Raw genomic sequence first — 16,078 nt, 5'->3', positions numbered from 1 at the left:
GGTACGGAAAGGAACCTGAAGTCTAGTGCGTGCGTTGGCTTGGCACCGTCATGGCGGGCCGGTAACCTCGCCTCTCCCCCGAAACGCAGCATCCTCCGCATGAGTGCAAACCGTCCGCCGCTCTCCCCGCTGTCCACCCTGATCTTCGCCTCGCGCTGGCTGCAGCTGCCGCTCTACCTGGGTTTGATCGTGGCCCAGTGCGTCTATGTGTTCCTGTTCGGCAAGGAACTGTGGCACCTGATCTCGCACTCGGTGTCGATGGGCGAGCAGCAGATCATGCTGATCGTGCTGGGCCTGATCGACGTGGTGATGATCTCCAACCTGCTGGTAATGGTGATCGTCGGCGGCTATGAAACCTTCGTCTCGCGCCTGCGCCTGGAAGGCCACCCGGACCAGCCGGAATGGCTGAGCCACGTCAACGCCAGCGTGCTGAAGGTGAAGCTGGCGATGGCGATCATCGGCATCTCCTCGATCCATCTGTTGAAGACGTTCATCGCAGCCAGCCCGCTGAACGGCCTGCCGCTGTGCAAGCCGGAGCAATGGGCTGCGGCGGCTTCGTCGGCATCGGCAAGCTTCTACAACGCCGGCGCCGAAACCTGCACCACCCTGACCCCCGATGGCGTGCTGTGGCAGACCATCATCCACTGCGTGTTCATCCTGTCGGCGATCGGCATCGCCTGGACCGACAAGCTGATGTCCAACAGCCACAGCAAGGCCGCCGCGCACTGACATCAACGCCGGCGGCGGCACGGTTGCCGCCGCCGGCCCCGCTGCCGGCCCTTGTGCGCAAGGGTGGCCGGGATGCTAGATTGCACCCTCGCTACAGGCGACGGTGACGCTGGGAAACGTCCCCCGCCACGCCCGGACCTTGCGTCCCGGCCATGCGTATCTACGTTTTTCGTAACGTCGTCTTCTTAGAGGGGAGCAGGATGTCGCACGTCGCAATGATCGCTGCCGCGCGCCGGTGGTTGCCGGTCGCTCTGGCTTTGGCCCTGGCTGCCTGCTCGGGCAAGGATGAAACACCGGCTCCGGCCGCGCAGGGCGCCGCTGCCCCCGCCGCTGCAGCACCAGCCGCACCGGCAGTGGCCGCCAAGGTGCAGTCGATGGGGACCGAGCAGCTGCGCGAATCGGCCAGCCAGGCACTGCGCGAGAACCGCATGTACGCTCCGGCCGGCGACAACGCCATCGAGTACTACCTGGCACTGCGCGACAAGACGCCGGACGATGCCTCGGTGAAGAGCGCGCTGACCGATCTTCTGCCGTACACCCTGATCGCCGCCGAGCAGCATCTGGGCCGCGAGGATTTCACTGAAGCGCAGCGGCTGGTCGCCCTGATCGAAAAGGTCGATGCCTCGGCCCCGGCCCTGCCGCGCCTGAAGGAAGGTCTGACCAAGGGCGTGCAGGTCGCCGCCAAGCGCACCGAAGACGAGACCGAGAAGGTCAAGAAGGACGCTGAAGACCGCACCAAGCAGCTGGCCGAGCAGCAGCGCCTGACCGAACAGCGTGCCAAGGAAGCCGAAGCGGCCAAGCAGATTGCTGCGCAGCAGGACGTTGCCCGCCGTGACAGCGAGCGCCAGGAGGCCGAGCGCCAGGCTGCCGCGCGTCGCGATGCCGAGCAGAAGCAGCAGCAGGCCGCTGCGCAGCAGGCCAACGCCGCCCGCCAGGCCGCGACCGCCGCTGCGCCAAGCCTGCGCCCGGTCAGCACACCGGCACCGCGTTACCCGGCCGAAGCACTGCGTTCGGGTACCTCCGGCGAAGTCCTGGTGGAGATCACCGTCGGCACCGACGGCTCGGTGACCAATGCACGCGTACTGCGCGCCACGCCATCGCGTGTCTTCGATCGCGAAGCCCTCAACGCGGTCAAGCGCTGGCGCTTCGAGCCGGTCACGGCCCCGGTCACCACCCGCCGCACGCTGGTGTTCGCACCGGGCGGCTGATGCCCAGGGCGGTAGCGCCGGGCCGCGCCCGGCGGTTCTGGAGCAAGGCCCGGCATGTCCGGGCCTTGTGCGTTTCAGGCTGCGCTGTCGATCAGCCGTTGTAGCGCAGGATCACGCGCGGTCAGCACCTGGAACAGGCCCAGCGCGTGCAGCCCGGGCAGCAGACCGCGCAGATCAGCTTCGGCGGCGGCACGGAGGTCAGCATCACGGGCCGGGTCCTGCCACTCCCGCACGGTGGCGAGAAAGGCGCCGACGCTGCCCTTGCGCACGGTGAGGCCGTTCACCTGCACCTCGTTCTGGTGGTCGGGAAGGATGTCGTGCGGCTGCATGGCGTGCTCCTGGGAGGTGGGCGCTCAGTGTCGACGCTCGCTACCGGCGGTTCTGCCGTATAACTGCCAATGGATATGGCAGAACAGACACTCCAGACACCACTGATCGATCCTGCACTGGCCGATGCCAGTGAGGGGCCGGCCCTGCTCGGCACGCAGTTGGCGATGCAGGGTTCACGGCGCACCGCTCGCCACCAGCACGCGCGCGGGCAATTGCTGGGTGCCCACACCGGCCTGTTGCGGATCGAGGTGGGCGACACCCACTGGCTGCTTCCGGCCGGGCACGTGGCGTGGCTTCCGCCACAGCATCCGCATGCGCTTTCCAGCATCGGCAGCTTCGATGGCTGGAGCCTGTACTTCAGCAAGGCGGCCTGCGCGGACCTGCCCACCGCACCGCGCATCTTCCAGCCCAGCGACGTGTTGCAGGTGGCGGTACCGCGGGCACTGCACTGGTGCGGGCAGGCGTTGGATGCGCGGCAACAGCGCTTGGCCGGGGTGATCGCCGATGAGATTGCTGCAGGCACGCCGTTGCCACTTGCGCTGCAGCAACCCAGCGACCGCCGCCTGCGCCGCATCGCCGCCGCCCTGGCACGTGTGCCACATGACACCCGCACCGTCGAGGACTGGGCAGCCGCCAGCGGCCTGTCCAGTCGCAGCCTCGCCCGCCGCTGGCAGGCCGAAACGAACATGACCCTGACCCGCTGGCGGCAGCGCCTGCGCGTGCTGCTGGCGCTGCCGCGATTGCTGGCCGGTGAATCCGTCACTACCGTTGCGCTGTCATTGGGCTACGACACGCCCAGCGCTTTCATCGCGGTATTCAAGCGCGAGATGGGAGTGACGCCGGCGCGGTATGCAGACGGAAACGCTTCACAGCGCTGAAATGCACGAGGCCCGGCATGACCGGGCCTCGTTTCAAATCCGCCGGGCATGGCCCGGCGCTACCGGTTACGCTCAGCCGGAAATCGCCAGCCGCTCGTTGTGGTAGCGGCGCACGGCGGCGAACCACAGCACGGCAGCCAGCGTCAGGCTGGCGCCGAGGTAGATCGCCCAGATGGTTGGGCTGATGTCCTCGTGGCGGATCACCTTCAGCAGCATCTGGTTCTGCGACAGGAACGGCACCGCGTACTGCCACAGCTCGCTCTTCACCGGATACGCCATCAGCGCGTAGCCGGGCAGCATCGGCAGCAGCACCAGCCAGGTCATGTGGCTCTGTGCTTCCTTCATGCTCTTGGCCGCGGCCGAGAGGAAGGTCAGCAACGAGGTGCCGATCAGCAGCATCGGCACCATCACCAGCAGCATCTGCAGCATCGAGCCGATGTTCATGTTGAGCTGCCGGCCGACGTTGCCGGGCGCGATCTGTGCGCTGGCCTTGAACGCGATCAAGGTCAGCAGCAACGAGGCGAAGCCGACCACGCAGGCGGCGGCGATCTTGCCGCTGACGATGGCGCTGCGCGACCCGGGTGTCGCAAGCAGCGGTTCCAGCGATTGCCGCTCGCGCTCGCCGGCAGTGGCATCCATCACCAGGTAGGCGCCGCCGATGAACGAGGTCAGCGTCAGCAGCACCGGCAGCAGCATCGACAGCATCATGCCGCGCTTGGCCTCGGCACTGGCCATGTCCTGGGTGGCCACATCCAGCGGTCGTGCAACCTGCGCGTCGACGCCACGCGCCATCAGCCGCAGCGCGCCAACCTGGCCGTTGTAGGTTGCCAGGGCCGCCTGCAGGCGCGCACTGGGCACTTCGGCGGCACGACGGGTGCTGTCACGGATCACTTCCACCAGCGCGGGCTTGCCATCGGCCCAGTCCTTGCCGAACTCCGGGCTGATGCGCAGGGCCACGTCGATCTCCTGCGAGCGGATCGCTTCGGCCAGATCCTTCGGTGCCGGCGCGGCGTTCAATCCCTGCGCCGCCAGGAAGCGCACCAGGTTCGGCGCATTCTCCGCACCGATGGTCGGAATCTGCAGCGGCTGTTCGATCTGGATGCGCACGCGGCTTTCCGCCAGCTTGCCCATGCCAAGGATCAGCAGCGGGTACAGCACCGGGCCGAACAGCAGGGTCAGCAGCAGGGTGCGGCGGTCACGCGAGAGGTCACGCAGTTCCTTGCGCATCACCGTCATCAGGGTCGACATCATGCTCATGCGTGCAGGCCCTCTTCGCTGCCGATCAGTTTCACGAACGCATCTTCCAGGTTGGGCTCACCGGACTGCGCGCGCAGTTCATCGGCACTGCCGGCGGCCATCACCGTACCCTTGGCGATGATCACGATGTGGTCACACAGCGCACCGACCTCCTGCATGATGTGGCTGGACAGGATCACGCAGCGCCCTTCCTCGCGCAGGCCCAGCAGGAAGCGGCGCAGCGCGCGGGTGGTCATCACGTCCAGGCCGTTGGTGGGTTCATCAAGGATCACGTTGCGCGGGTCGTGCACCAGCGCGCGGGCAATGGCGGTCTTGGTGCGCTGGCCCTGCGAGAAGCCATCGGTCTGCCGATCAAGGATGTCGGCCATGTCCAGCGCATGCGAAAGCACCTCGATGCGTTCGCGGATGCGCGACGCGGACAGGCCATGCAGCTCGCCGAAGTAGGCGATGTTCTCGCGTGCGGTCAGCCGCTTGTAGACGCCACGTGCATCCGGCAGCACGCCGAGGTGGCGACGCACTTCCACCGGATCGCGGGCCGCGTCGATGCCATCGACGGTGATGCTGCCTTCATCGGGCGTCATCAGCGTGTACAGCATGCGCATGGTGGTGGTCTTGCCGGCGCCGTTCGGCCCGAGCAGGCCGGTGATGCGGCCATCCTCGGCGCGGAAGCCGACATCGGCCACCGCCTGGATGCGACCGGTGCGGGTATTGAAGGCCTTGTGCAGGTTGTCGGCGACGATCATGGGGCCCATCCGTTGAACGAGGTGAACGCCGGCACGTAGCTCAGCGTGTCCAGGCAGCTGGCATCCAGCGCCTTGGCATCGGTGGTGTCGATGAACTGGCCCAGCAGGCGTGGCATGCAGCCGGCGGTGAGGGTGCCGTGGCCTTGGCCGCGGGCAACCAGCGCGCGTCCCTTCGGCAGGCCCTTGAGCACCTGCTCGGCGTAACGCGGCGGCGTCACCGGGTCCAGTTCGCCGGACAGCAGCAGCACTGGCAGGTCGCTGTGCAGCGGCACTGCCGCAGCCGCCGCAGCCGGTTGGTGCGGCCACACCGGACAGGCGGCGAAGAACGCGCGCGCCACTTCCGGGCCGACCAGGCTGTCGCTGCTTTCGACCGGCGCCTGGTAGCGCGGAGCGTCTTCGCTGCAGATCACCGACCACTGCATGCCGCGGTTGATCTGGAAATCCATGCTGCGGGTCGCACCGCGCGCCAGCGACGCCAGTGGTGCATAGCGACCCTGTGCCGCTTCATCCAGCACCAGCGGCAACAGCGAGGAGTACTGCGGTACGTAGGAGAAGGCGAACGCCAGGCCGACCACGCTGTCCGGGGTCAGCACCTCCTGCCGCGGTGCGTTGGTGCCGGGGTCGCGGTAGTCGACCGTGACCGGCGCGCGGCGCAGGGTTTCCACCACGCTGCGCAGCTGCGCACGGGTGTCGACCGGGAAGCGCTTGCTGCAGACAGCATCCTTGCGGCACTGCTCGGACTGCAGGGTGATCGCGTTGTCGAAAGTCGTGGCGAAATCGCCGCCGACCACCAGCTCGTTCGGTACCACGCCATCGATCACGATGCTGCGGGTGTGCTGCGGGTACGCGGCCGCGTAGCGCTGGGCAACGCGGGTGCCGTACGAGCCACCGACCAGGTTCAGCGTGTTCGCGCCCAGCGCCTGGCGTACCGCGTCCAGATCGGCGATGGCTTCGGCGGTGGTATAGAAGCGCGGGTCGGCACGGCCCTTCAGCGACGCAGCGCAGCGCTCCGCGTACTCGCGCAGCAGTGCCTCGCTGGGCGCAGCGTCTTCATCCATCGGCAGCTCCTTGCCGTCCGCGCCCAGACAGCTGAGCGGATTGGAGCCGCCGGTGCCGCGCTGATCGATCAGGAAGATGTCGCGCTGCTTGCGCACCTGGCGCAGTGCGGTATCGACGATGACGGCCACCTCGCTGGCCGCCTGGCCAGGTCCGCCGGCCAGGAAGAACACCGGGTCCGGCAGGCCCGAACCGCTGTTGCCCGACTCCAGCCAGGCCACGCGCAGGTCGATCCTGCGGCCATCCGGCCTGCTCCGGTCTTCGGGCACCTGGAACGTCGCGCACTGCGCCTCGACGTTGGCATTGGCGCCTTCGGTGGCCAGCGTGCAGGGGCGGAAATCAATCTGGCCGTAGCGGCGGCTGGGTGTATCGCCCGCGCCGTCGAGTCCTGCCTGCGGTGGCGCACTGCAGCCGGCAATCAGCATGCTGGCCAGCAACCCGGCCCGCGCGAAATGGTGTCTTTGCATCGTGCGTGATTCCCCTGGGAACGTTCCTGTCCACCACGACGGTCTGTCGCGGCAGATGTGACCAATCGAATGTGACCCAACTTACACGCGCCGGACGCTGACGGCGACAGGTGGATGTCCTAGGCCGGCGTCGGCACGGCCACCAGGCGGTTTCGACCCTCGGCCTTTGCCCGATACAGCGCCGCGTCAGCCAGCGCGATCAGGCCGGAAAGATCGGTCCGGCCATCGTCCAACACCAGCCCGATGCTGGCAGTCACCGCCACCGCACCGGTATCGAGCATGGCCGGACGTTGCTGCAACCCTTGGCGGATCGCGTCGGCCAGCGCCGTCGCCTCGTTGCCGCTGCTGCCAGGCAGCAGCATCAGGAATTCCTCGCCACCATAGCGGCTGAGCAGATGCACGCGCCCCATCGCACAGCGCTGCAACACCCCGGTGAAATGCTGCAGCACGCGGTCACCGGCCAGGTGACCCCAGCGGTCGTTGACCTTTTTGAAATGATCCACATCCAGCAACAGCACCGCCAACGGCGTACCGTGCCGGCGCCCCTGCTCCAGCTGCAGCTGGCCATCAGCCAGTACCGCGCTGCGATTGAGCAGGCCGGTGAGACCATCGATCCGTGCAGCCTGGCGCAGTTCCACCAGCATCCGTTCGACCAGCAGCAGCACCAGTGCGAAACAGCGCGCCAGCTCCAGCATCACTCCGGCCAGGTAGGTCACGAACATCGGCGTGCCGGTGCGCATGATGTCCTCACCAGCGTCGGCCGCCACCGGAAGGAACAGGCGCACCACGTACAGCAGGCCCTCTGCCAGGAACACCGCAGCGGCCAACCTGCAGCTGGTGCGTTGCTGTGCCGGAGCATGGCGCAACAGCAGCCAGGCGATCCAACCATCGATGAGCGCGGCGAACACACTGAACACATGCAGGCGCACCACCAGGTTCGGCCACGGCACCAGGAACAGGAAGATGCCGGCCATGAATGCAGCCACCAGCAACAGCGGTCGCCACACCGGCAAGGGTTGGTCCAGATGCAGGGCCACGCCCCGCAGCAGAAGCACGGCGCAGGCGGCCATCGCCGCATTGCCGGCCAGAATCGCCGGCACCTGCGGCAGGTAGGGACGCAGCGCCAGCAGGGTAACCCCCAGTGTCAGGGCCCACAGGCTGATCGTCCACAGCCGCAGCACCGGTTGCCCGCGCAGCACCAGCAGCAGCAACGAGAACCCCAGCGCGATGCCCACGCAGAGCAGGAAGCCAAGGACGGCGACGGTGGGGAAATCCAGGGACATGTGGCGCTGGAAGAAGGGCGGCGCGCGCATCTTAGCGCCTTGTGGCGCTGGCCCGGGCCGCTGCAGCCAGCGCGGGAACAGCCACGACCAGGCAACCTGTCGAATCCGGTGGCGGAAAATGGCGAGCAGGCGCCTCGTGGCGGCGACAGAATGCGCGCAGAACCGGGAGACATTCATGCATCCGTGGCAACTCAGTGGCATCGACCACCAGCCGTTCGAGGCACTTTTCGAATCCAGCGATGATGCGCTGGCCGCTCGGGGAATCGTGCGCCGGCGCGCGGGCGACAGCGGCGGCTACCCCTGCAGGGTCAGCCTGACCGACGCGCCTGCCGGTGCAGAACTGCTTCTGCTGCCTTACACCCACCTGGCCACGCTGTCGCCTTACCGCGCCTCGGGCCCGATCTTCGTGCAGCGCGGTGCAACCCGCTGCGTGCTGCCCGTGGGCGTGGTACCTGCCTACGTGCAACGTCGGCTGATCTCGGTGCGCGCCTATGACAGCGCGGACTTCATGATGAGCGGCCTGGTCTGCCAGGGCACCGAGGTTGCCGCGCACCTGGACCGGCTGTTCGCCGATACGACGGTGGCCTTCGTGCAGCTGCACAACGCAGGACATGGATGCTTTTCGTGCCAGGTGGATCGGGTCGGCCACCCGCGGCAATGACGTTGCACAGGAACGTGATCGTCGCCGCGCCGCAGGCGTGACCGCCAGCGTGTTCGTTCAGTGTGGCGTGAAGCCTGCGGGAAGGGCTTCACACGCGTAGTCACGGATCGGCGTTGACGTGGTTTCCCACTGCGTATTGCAGCTCGATACTCGCGGCGGTACCGCTCATCGTCCGTCGCGCGACACGGCGTGGGTGCTGCGGTCACCGCTCCCTTCGACGACCACAAGGATGCGCCATGTCTCTGCGATACACCCCATTGCTGTTGGCCACCGTCTTCGTTGGCGCCGGTGTTGGCGTTGCCGGCAACGCCGCCGCACACGGCACGATGACCACCCCGGCCAGCCGCGTCTATGCCTGCTTCCAGGGCAACCCGGAGAACCCCACCAACCCGGCCTGCGCGGCCGCCAAGGCAGTGGCCGGCTCGCAGGCGTTCTACGACTGGAACGGCATCAACCAGGCCAACGCCAACGGCAACCACCAGGCCGTGGTGCCCGACGGCAAGCTGTGCAGCGGCAACAACCCGACCTTCCGCGGCCTGGACCTGGAGCGCAGCGACTGGCAGACCACGCCGATCCAGCCCGATGCGAACGGCAGGTTCACCTTCGTGTTCAAGGCGACCGCCCCGCACGCTACGCGCGACTGGAAGTTCTTCGTCACCCGCGCCAGCTGGCAACCGGGCAGCCCGCTGCGCTGGGCCGACCTGCAGGAATTCTGCTCGCTGGGCAACACGCCGCTGTCGGCCGATGGCACCTACAAGCTGCAGTGCACGCTGCCGCAGCGCAGCGGCCAGCATGTGATCTACAACACCTGGCAGCGCGCCGATTCCACCGAAGCGTTCTATACCTGCATGGACGTGCGCTTTGAAGGCGGCGGCGGTACCACGCCGGTGCCGCAGTGGCAGGATGCCGGGCCGGTGACTGCACGTACCGAGCTGCCGGTGGGCACCACCCTGGCGCTGCGTGTGTTCAATGCCAACGGCAACGACGTGGAACGCGTGGAAGCCACCTTGGCCGCAGGCCAGACCACGCCGGCGCAGTGGCCATTGGCGCTTGCGCGCAAGGTCAACGCCAGTGCCCAGCATGCGCGCGTCGGCGTACTCAGCAATGGCGCCATCACGCCGACCGCCTCGGCCACCGACAACCGCGTGTACCTGAAGGACGGCAACCGCTTCCAGCTGGACACCAAGGTGCCAGACCCGGGTACGCCGTCACCCGGCGGTGATTTCGACCATGTGTATCCGGCCGGTATCGGCAGCTACGTGCCCGGGCAGACCGTGGTGAAGAGCAGCGACGGCAAGCTTTACGCCTGCCGCCCGTTCCCGGAAGGCGCGTGGTGCAACGTCAATGCCGAGGCGTACCGGCCGGGCGTGGGTTCGGCCTGGCGCGATGCGTGGGTGCCGTACTGAGGCATGGTCCCGGGGGCGGCGTGATGCCGCCTCCGGTGTGCGGGGTTGCCGGCCAGCGGCCGGCACTACTTGCTGCTGACGTACTTCTCGCGGCGGATCTGCGGATTACCCAGGCCCGCCGCCTTCAGCGCTTCGGCGCAGGCGTCGACCATGTCCGGGTTGCCGCACAGGTAGGCGATATCGGTGGCCGGGTCCGGCGTGAACGCCGCCAGCGCCTGCTGCACATAGCCATGGTGTACGTCCGGGTGCGGCTCGGCCGGCAGTTCCCGCGACAGGCAAGGCACATAACGGAAGTTCGGGTGCTTTTCGGCGAAGCTGTAGAAATCTTCGCTGTACAGCAGCTCGCCAGGGCTGCGTGCGCCCTGCAGCAGGACCACCTGCACGCCTCGCTCGGCCATCGCCGTTGCCAGCAACGGCAGCATCGAGCGGTACGGGGTGACGCCGGTACCGGTGGCGATCAGCAGGTAGCGGCCGTTGTGGTCGCCCGGGTTCAGGCAGAACCGACCGTAGGGACCGGACGCGCTGACCTGGCCGCCGATGTCCAGCGCCTCGAACAGCGCCGTGGCGGCGCCACCGGGTACGAAGCTGACCGCGATATCCACCGCCTCGCCTGGCCCCAGCGCGTGGTCATGGACGGTCGCCAGCGAATAGCTGCGCTTGGTTTCGGTGCCATCGGCGTAGCTGAAATGGACCTGGATGAACTGGCCGGGCTGGAAATCCAGCGGCTGGCCGTCGTCACGCACGAACTGGTAATGGCCGATGGAGGGCGCCAGCATGCGGCGGTCGACCAGTTTGATGGGGAATTGGACAGGCACGACTTTTCGGGACAGTGTGTAGCCGGGGCAAGCCCTCGGGGTCTTCTATAATAGACCTTCCCCGCCCCTCTCCAGCGCCAGCCCATGGGCGCGAAGGCTTCGAGCTTGGCTTCCCTGAACGATACGGCGCCCGCCCTGCGCGTGCGCGACCTGCGTAAAACCTATGACAACGGCACCCAGGCCCTGAAAGGGGTCTCGCTGGAAGTGGCCCCGGGCGACTTCTTCGCCCTGCTGGGCCCGAACGGTGCCGGCAAGTCCACCCTGATCGGCATCATCAGTTCCCTGGTCAACCTCAGCGAGGGCCAAGTGGAAGTGTTCGGCAGCGACCTGGTGCGCAACCGCAGCGCCACCATGCGCCTGATCGGGCTGGTGCCGCAGGAGATCAACTTCAACCTGTTTGAAAAGCCCTTCGACATCCTGGTGAACTACGCCGGCTTCTACGGCGTGCCGCGCGCCGAAGCCGAGCAGATGGCCGAAGTCGAGCTCAAGCGCGCCCACCTGTGGGAGAAGGCGCAGGTGATGAGCCGCACCCTGTCCGGCGGCATGAAGCGCCGGCTGATGATCGCCCGCGCGATGATGACCCGGCCGCGCCTGTTGATCCTGGACGAACCGACCGCTGGCGTGGACATCGAGATCCGTCGCGACATGTGGCGGGTGCTGAAGGAGATCAACGCCGCCGGCACCACGATCATCCTCACCACCCACTACCTGGAAGAGGCCGAGCACCTGTGCCGCAACCTGGCCATCATCGACCACGGCCAGATCGTTACCCAGGGCCCGATGCGCGAACTGCTGGCCAAGCTTGACGTGGAAGGCTTCCTGCTGGACATCGACGGCACCCTGCCCGCCGAGCTGCCGGTGATCGAGGGGGCAACCCTGACCGCTACCGACGGCCATACGCTGGACATCGACATGCCACGTGCGATGGACCTCAACCGCGTGTTCGAGGCACTGAACGCGGCGGGCATCCGCGTGCGCTCGATGCGTACCAAGAGCAACCGCCTGGAGGAACTGTTCGTGCGCCTCACCGGCAACCAGGAGACGTCCGCATGAGCAGCACCCCGACCCCGGTCCTGACCGACGGCCAGCGCAACCGCATCGCACTGATGACCATCGTGCGCCGCGAAGTCGCCCGCATCATGCGCATCTGGGGCCAGACCCTGGTACCGCCGGCGATCACCATGACCCTGTACTTCCTGATCTTCGGCGGCCTGATCGGTTCGCGCGTGGGCGACATGGGCGGCTACACCTACATGCAGTTCATCGTGCCGGGCCTGGTGATGATGAGCGTGATCCAGAACAGCTACGGCAACATCAGCTCCTCGTTCTTCGGCGCCAAGTTCGGCCGCCACGTGGAAGAGCTGCTGGTCAGCCCGATGCCGAACTGGGTGATCCTGTGGGGCTACGTGGCCGGTGCGGTGCTGCGCGGCCTGATGGTGGGCGTGATCGTGCTGATCATCGCGATGTTCTTCACGCCGGTGCGCATCCCGCATCCGCTGGTGACGCTGACCACGGTGATCCTGGGCGCGACGATCTTCTCGCTGGCCGGCTTCATCAACGCGGTGTATGCGAAGAAGTTCGATGACGTGGCGATCGTGCCGACCTTCATCCTGACCCCGCTGACCTACCTGGGCGGCGTGTTCTATTCGGTGAAGCTGCTGCCGCCATGGGCGGAGGCGGCCACGCACGCGAACCCGATCTTCTACATGGTCAACGCGTTCCGCTATGGCCTGCTGGGCAGCAGCGATGTGCCGGTGGTGGTGGCGTATGCGCTGATGATCGGTTTCGTGGTGGTGCTGACGGCGCTGGCGCTGTGGTTGTTGCGCCGTGGCGTGGGCATGCGCAGCTGAGGATGTTCTGCAGGGCCTGCGGCCCTGCACCCGCAGTGGTGGTGCCGGCCGCTGGCCGGCAACAGCAACAGCAACAGCAACGTCAACAGCAACGTCAACGTCAAAAGCGAGATATCCGTGGGATGGCGGGATGGTGTCGGGTTGCGGGGACGCCGCAAGTACGTCCTTGTAGGCTTGGCCGCGCCATCCATGGCGCGGACACCCCGCAACCCGACACCACCCCGCCTTCGACAGTTCTCCGCTGCTGTCGGAACGGCGTCTGTGCTGCTGTTGGTGGGTGTCGACCCTGGTCGACACAGTAGATCCACGCCATGCGTGGATGAAACATTGGCGATGGAGCCGAGCATCTGCTCGGCTCTTTTCGTTTGTGAACTGATGGATGGGGATCCATCGGAAAGATGATCGCGAGGAACGAGCGAAGCGACCCGCTGTTGCTTTTGATTTTCTTCTTTGTTTTCCGTGGTGGACGCACACGGAAACCGTCAGGGGTCGGGCGGGGTGGGCTCGCGGGGGTGTCCGCGCCATGGATGGCGCGGCCAAGCCTACAAGGACGTACTTGCGGCGTCCCCCGTGAGCCCACCCCCGCCCGACCCAAACACAGCTTGCGCTTCAAACCACCACGAAGGGCTCAGCCGTTGGCCGCAAACTCCGGCACAATCGCTGCAGTGAATCCCCCAACTGCAGTGAGCGTGCAATGCGTATCCTGATCCTCGGCGCCGGCGGTACCGGCGGTTACTTCGGTGGTCGCCTGGCCCAGGCTGGCGTGGACGTGACCTTCCTCGTGCGCCCCGCGCGCGCCGCGCAGCTGGATCGTGATGGCCTGGTGCTGCGCAGCCCGGTGGGCGATGCCACGTTCCCGGTACAGCACGTCACCGCAGATGCCCTGCCTGCGCTGGCTGCGGACACGCCGTTCGATCTGGTGATCCTCAGCTGCAAGGCCTACGACCTGGACAGTTCGATCGATGCCATCGCCCCGGCGGTGGGCGCGGGTACCACCGTGCTGCCGATCCTCAACGGCCTGCATCACTACAACGCGCTCGACGCGCGCTTCGGCCGCGACGCCGTGCTCGGCGGGCTGTGCTTCATCAGTGCGACCAAGGCGCCTGATGGGGCCGTGCTGCACCTGGGAAAGCCGGCCAAGCTGACCTTCGGCGAGCGCGATGGCGGTGGGATCTCCGCGCGCGTGCAGGCGTTCGCAGCAGCGTGTGCGCAGGCCAATCTCGATCATCTGGCCAGTGAACACATCGGCCAGGAGCAGTGGATCAAGTACACCTTCCTGACCGCGCTGGCGGCGGCCACCTGCCTGCTGCGTGCGGACATCGGCACGATCGTGGCCACCGACGACGGCGACGCCATCGTGCGTGGGCTCTATGACGAATGCCTGGCGGTGGCCGAAGCAGCGGGTGAGCCGGTGCCGCAGGCGGCGCAGGACACCGCGCGTGGCACCCTGACCCAGGCCGGTTCGGCGTTGAAGGCGTCGATGCTGCGCGACCTGGAAGCAGGCCAGCAGGTGGAAGCGGCCCAGATCGTCGGCGACATGCTGGCGCGTGCGCGTGCCGCGGACCAGGAGGCGTTGCTGCTGCAGGTGGCCTACAGCAGCCTGCAGGCCTACCAGGCCCAGCGCGCGGTGTGATCCGATGAACATGCCTGGCCCGTTGCCGAAGCGCGTACTGATCCTCGGCATGGGCTGGAGTGGCCGCGTGTTGGCCGCGCGCCTTCAAGCCCAGGGCGTACACGTGGAAGGCACGGTGCGCGATCCGGCGTCGGCACCTGACGATGGCCTGCTGCGTCATCAGCTGCGTGCCGACGCCGCGCTTGCCCCCCGCCTGCTCGCTGCGATTGCCCATGCCGACGCGGTGCTGTGCAGCGTACCTCCCGATGCCGAGGGTGACCCGGCGCTGCGCCTGCTGCGTGCCGCGCTGGGCGACAGCAGTTCACTGCGTTGGCTCGGTTACCTGTCGTCGACCTCGGTCTACGGCGACCGCGACGGTGGCTGGATCAACGAGCACAGCGTGGCCGATGCCACCGGGCCGGCAGGCATGCAGCGTCGCCTGGCCGAAACGCAATGGCGTGCGCTGGCGGAGGCGCGCGGTATCGCCTCGGCGATGTTCCGCCTGCCCGGCCTCTACGGACCCGGGCGCAACGCGCTGCTGCAGCTGGCGCATGGCCGCGCACGGCACGTGGTGCGGCCAGGGCTGGTGTTCAATCGCCTGCACGTGGACGACCTGGCTGCGGTGGTGATCGCCGCGATGCAACGCCCCATGGCCAACGCACTGTATCTGCCGAGCGATGACGAACCGGCGCCGCCGCAGGATGTACTGGCCTTCGCTGCGCAGCTGGGGGGTTTCGCCATGCCACCCGCGGTGGCCTGGGACGATCCATCAGTCAGCGCGACATTGCGGCGCTTCTACCAGAGCAGCAAGCGCATCGACAGCCGCAGCACGCGCGACGCGCTGGGCTGGACGCCGCGGTTTCCAACGTATCGGGAAGGGCTGACGGATCTTGCCGCTTCGCTCGCCGGGCATGGCCCGGCGCTACCGGATCCGGGCGCTCCCGGCTGACGGGTAGTGCCGGCCGATCAACCCGCGTCCGGCAACCGGAAGAACGCACGCGTGGCAGCCGTGGCGTTTGCGGCCGTGGTCTGCACATCCTCGCCACGGTCCCGCGCCAGCTCTTCCACGATGTGCGACAGGAACACCGGTTCGTTGCGGCGATCCTTCGGCATCGGCTTCAAGGTGCGCGGCAGCAGGTACGGTGCGTCGGTCTCGATCATCAACCGGCTGGCCGGAATGTTCTTCACCAGCTCGCGCAGGTGACCGCCACGGCGCTCGTCGCACAGCCAGCCGGTGATGCCGATGTACCAGTCCTGGTCGAGATAGTCGAACAGCTCCTGGCGCTCGCCGGTGAAGCAGTGCACCACGGCCGGACCGATGCGGCCTTCGAAGTTCTTCATCTGCGCCATGAAATCGGCATGCGCGTCGCGCTGGTGCAGGAACAGCGGCTTGCCATTGTCTGCAGCCAGCTGCAGCTGGCGCTCGAACGCGCGATGCTGCGCCGGGCGCGGCGAGAAATCGCGGAAGTAGTCCAGCCCGCACTCACCCACCGCCACCACTTCGGCATGGGCGTGCAGCGCGCGCATCTCCGCATCGCACTCGTCGGTGTACTCCACCGCGTGGTGCGGGTGCACGCCGGCAGTGGCGTACAGGAAGCCCGGGTGCTGCTGCGCCAGCTGCAGGGCCAGCGGCGAATGCTCACGGCTGGCACCGGTGATGATCATCTGCACCACACCGGCCTGGCGTGCGCGGTCCAGCACGGCATCGCGGTCGCGGTCGAAGGAGTCGTGGGTCAGGTTGGCGCCGATATCGATCAGATGCATGGGGGCAGCAGAGGCAGGA

16 protein-coding genes are annotated in these 16,078 nt (G+C 67.3%); 9 read left to right on the top strand and 7 right to left on the bottom strand.

Annotation, left to right across the window (positions count from 1 at the left end; all coding sequences use genetic code 11):
* The first annotated feature begins 99 nt into the window (after positions 1-99).
* Positions 100-729 (top strand): TIGR00645 family protein, encoded by a 630-nt coding sequence (locus K5K93_RS13595; RefSeq protein WP_117311696.1) that lies wholly within the window; start codon positions 100-102, stop codon positions 727-729.
* Between the two features lie 200 nt (positions 730-929).
* Entirely contained in the window at positions 930-1,937 is a 1,008-nt protein-coding gene (locus K5K93_RS13590) for an energy transducer TonB (RefSeq protein ID WP_025877557.1), read from the top strand.
* 74 nt (positions 1,938-2,011) lie between these two features.
* On the opposite strand, the gene K5K93_RS13585 is transcribed toward K5K93_RS13590, so the two are convergent.
* The gene (locus K5K93_RS13585) at positions 2,012-2,266 is read right to left on the bottom strand and encodes a hypothetical protein (RefSeq protein ID WP_105164841.1); all 255 of its coding nucleotides are present in this window, start codon (positions 2,264-2,266) and stop codon (positions 2,012-2,014) included.
* 75 nt (positions 2,267-2,341) lie between these two features.
* Between K5K93_RS13585 and K5K93_RS13580 the strand changes: the two genes are divergently transcribed.
* The gene (locus tag K5K93_RS13580) at positions 2,342-3,145 is read left to right on the top strand and encodes a helix-turn-helix transcriptional regulator (RefSeq protein WP_222391074.1); all 804 of its coding nucleotides are present in this window, start codon (positions 2,342-2,344) and stop codon (positions 3,143-3,145) included.
* Between the two features lie 72 nt (positions 3,146-3,217).
* Here the strand turns inward: K5K93_RS13580 and K5K93_RS13575 are convergent, their stop codons facing one another.
* From K5K93_RS13575 to K5K93_RS13560, 4 genes are all read right to left on the bottom strand, one after another.
* Entirely contained in the window at positions 3,218-4,402 is a 1,185-nt protein-coding gene (locus K5K93_RS13575) for an ABC transporter permease (protein WP_222388162.1), read from the bottom strand.
* A complete protein-coding gene (locus K5K93_RS13570) occupies positions 4,399-5,145 on the bottom strand; it encodes an ATP-binding cassette domain-containing protein (protein WP_025877565.1) in 747 nt (248 codons plus the stop codon). Before K5K93_RS13570 ends, K5K93_RS13575 begins: the two co-directional genes overlap by 4 nt.
* A complete protein-coding gene (locus tag K5K93_RS13565; RefSeq protein ID WP_222388161.1) occupies positions 5,142-6,668 on the bottom strand; it encodes an alpha/beta hydrolase in 1,527 nt (508 codons plus the stop codon). Before K5K93_RS13565 ends, K5K93_RS13570 begins: the two co-directional genes overlap by 4 nt.
* Positions 6,669-6,787: 119 nt before the next feature.
* On the bottom strand, positions 6,788-7,981 hold the full coding sequence (locus K5K93_RS13560) for a GGDEF domain-containing protein (protein WP_227416516.1): 1,194 nt from the start codon (positions 7,979-7,981) through the stop codon (positions 6,788-6,790).
* Positions 7,982-8,126: 145 nt separating this feature from the next.
* Between K5K93_RS13560 and K5K93_RS13555 the strand changes: the two genes are divergently transcribed.
* Together K5K93_RS13555 and K5K93_RS13550 are read left to right on the top strand one after the other, a co-directional pair.
* The gene (locus K5K93_RS13555; protein ID WP_222388160.1) at positions 8,127-8,612 is read left to right on the top strand and encodes a DUF1203 domain-containing protein; all 486 of its coding nucleotides are present in this window, start codon (positions 8,127-8,129) and stop codon (positions 8,610-8,612) included.
* 236 nt (positions 8,613-8,848) lie between these two features.
* Complete coding sequence (locus K5K93_RS13550; protein WP_222388159.1) at positions 8,849-10,018, top strand: lytic polysaccharide monooxygenase; 1,170 nt, start codon at positions 8,849-8,851, stop codon at positions 10,016-10,018.
* A 65-nt stretch (positions 10,019-10,083) separates the two neighbouring features.
* Here the strand turns inward: K5K93_RS13550 and K5K93_RS13545 are convergent, their stop codons facing one another.
* Positions 10,084-10,833: a ferredoxin--NADP reductase gene (locus K5K93_RS13545; protein ID WP_222388158.1), complete on the bottom strand. Its 750-nt coding sequence runs from the start codon at positions 10,831-10,833 to the stop codon at positions 10,084-10,086.
* 84 nt (positions 10,834-10,917) lie between these two features.
* Between K5K93_RS13545 and K5K93_RS13540 the strand changes: the two genes are divergently transcribed.
* The 4 genes from K5K93_RS13540 to K5K93_RS13525 all read left to right on the top strand — a co-directional run bounded on the left by K5K93_RS13540 (position 10,918) and on the right by K5K93_RS13525 (position 15,244).
* The gene (locus tag K5K93_RS13540; protein WP_177177050.1) at positions 10,918-11,886 is read left to right on the top strand and encodes an ABC transporter ATP-binding protein; all 969 of its coding nucleotides are present in this window, start codon (positions 10,918-10,920) and stop codon (positions 11,884-11,886) included.
* A complete protein-coding gene (locus K5K93_RS13535; RefSeq protein WP_088101854.1) occupies positions 11,883-12,683 on the top strand; it encodes an ABC transporter permease in 801 nt (266 codons plus the stop codon). The genes K5K93_RS13540 and K5K93_RS13535 overlap by 4 nt, the downstream gene beginning before the upstream one ends.
* Before the next feature lie 694 nt (positions 12,684-13,377).
* Positions 13,378-14,316, top strand: a complete 939-nt coding sequence (gene panE, locus K5K93_RS13530) for a 2-dehydropantoate 2-reductase (protein ID WP_093819465.1) — start codon at positions 13,378-13,380, stop codon at positions 14,314-14,316.
* Positions 14,317-14,320: 4 nt separating this feature from the next.
* Positions 14,321-15,244, top strand: coding sequence for an NAD-dependent epimerase/dehydratase family protein (locus K5K93_RS13525; RefSeq protein WP_222388157.1), 924 nt, complete (start codon positions 14,321-14,323; stop codon positions 15,242-15,244).
* A gap of 17 nt (positions 15,245-15,261) precedes the next feature.
* Here K5K93_RS13525 and K5K93_RS13520 read toward each other — a convergent pair whose 3' ends face one another.
* Positions 15,262-16,059, bottom strand: coding sequence for a TatD family hydrolase (locus K5K93_RS13520; protein ID WP_222388156.1), 798 nt, complete (start codon positions 16,057-16,059; stop codon positions 15,262-15,264).
* Positions 16,060-16,078 lie beyond the last annotated feature (19 nt).

The organism is Stenotrophomonas sp. DR822 (assembly GCF_019793815.1).
GTDB classification, from domain to species: Bacteria; Pseudomonadota; Gammaproteobacteria; order Xanthomonadales; family Xanthomonadaceae; genus Stenotrophomonas; species Stenotrophomonas indicatrix.
Note: the sequence above shows the minus strand (reverse complement) of the source record. Positions and strands in the feature narration are given on the sequence as shown.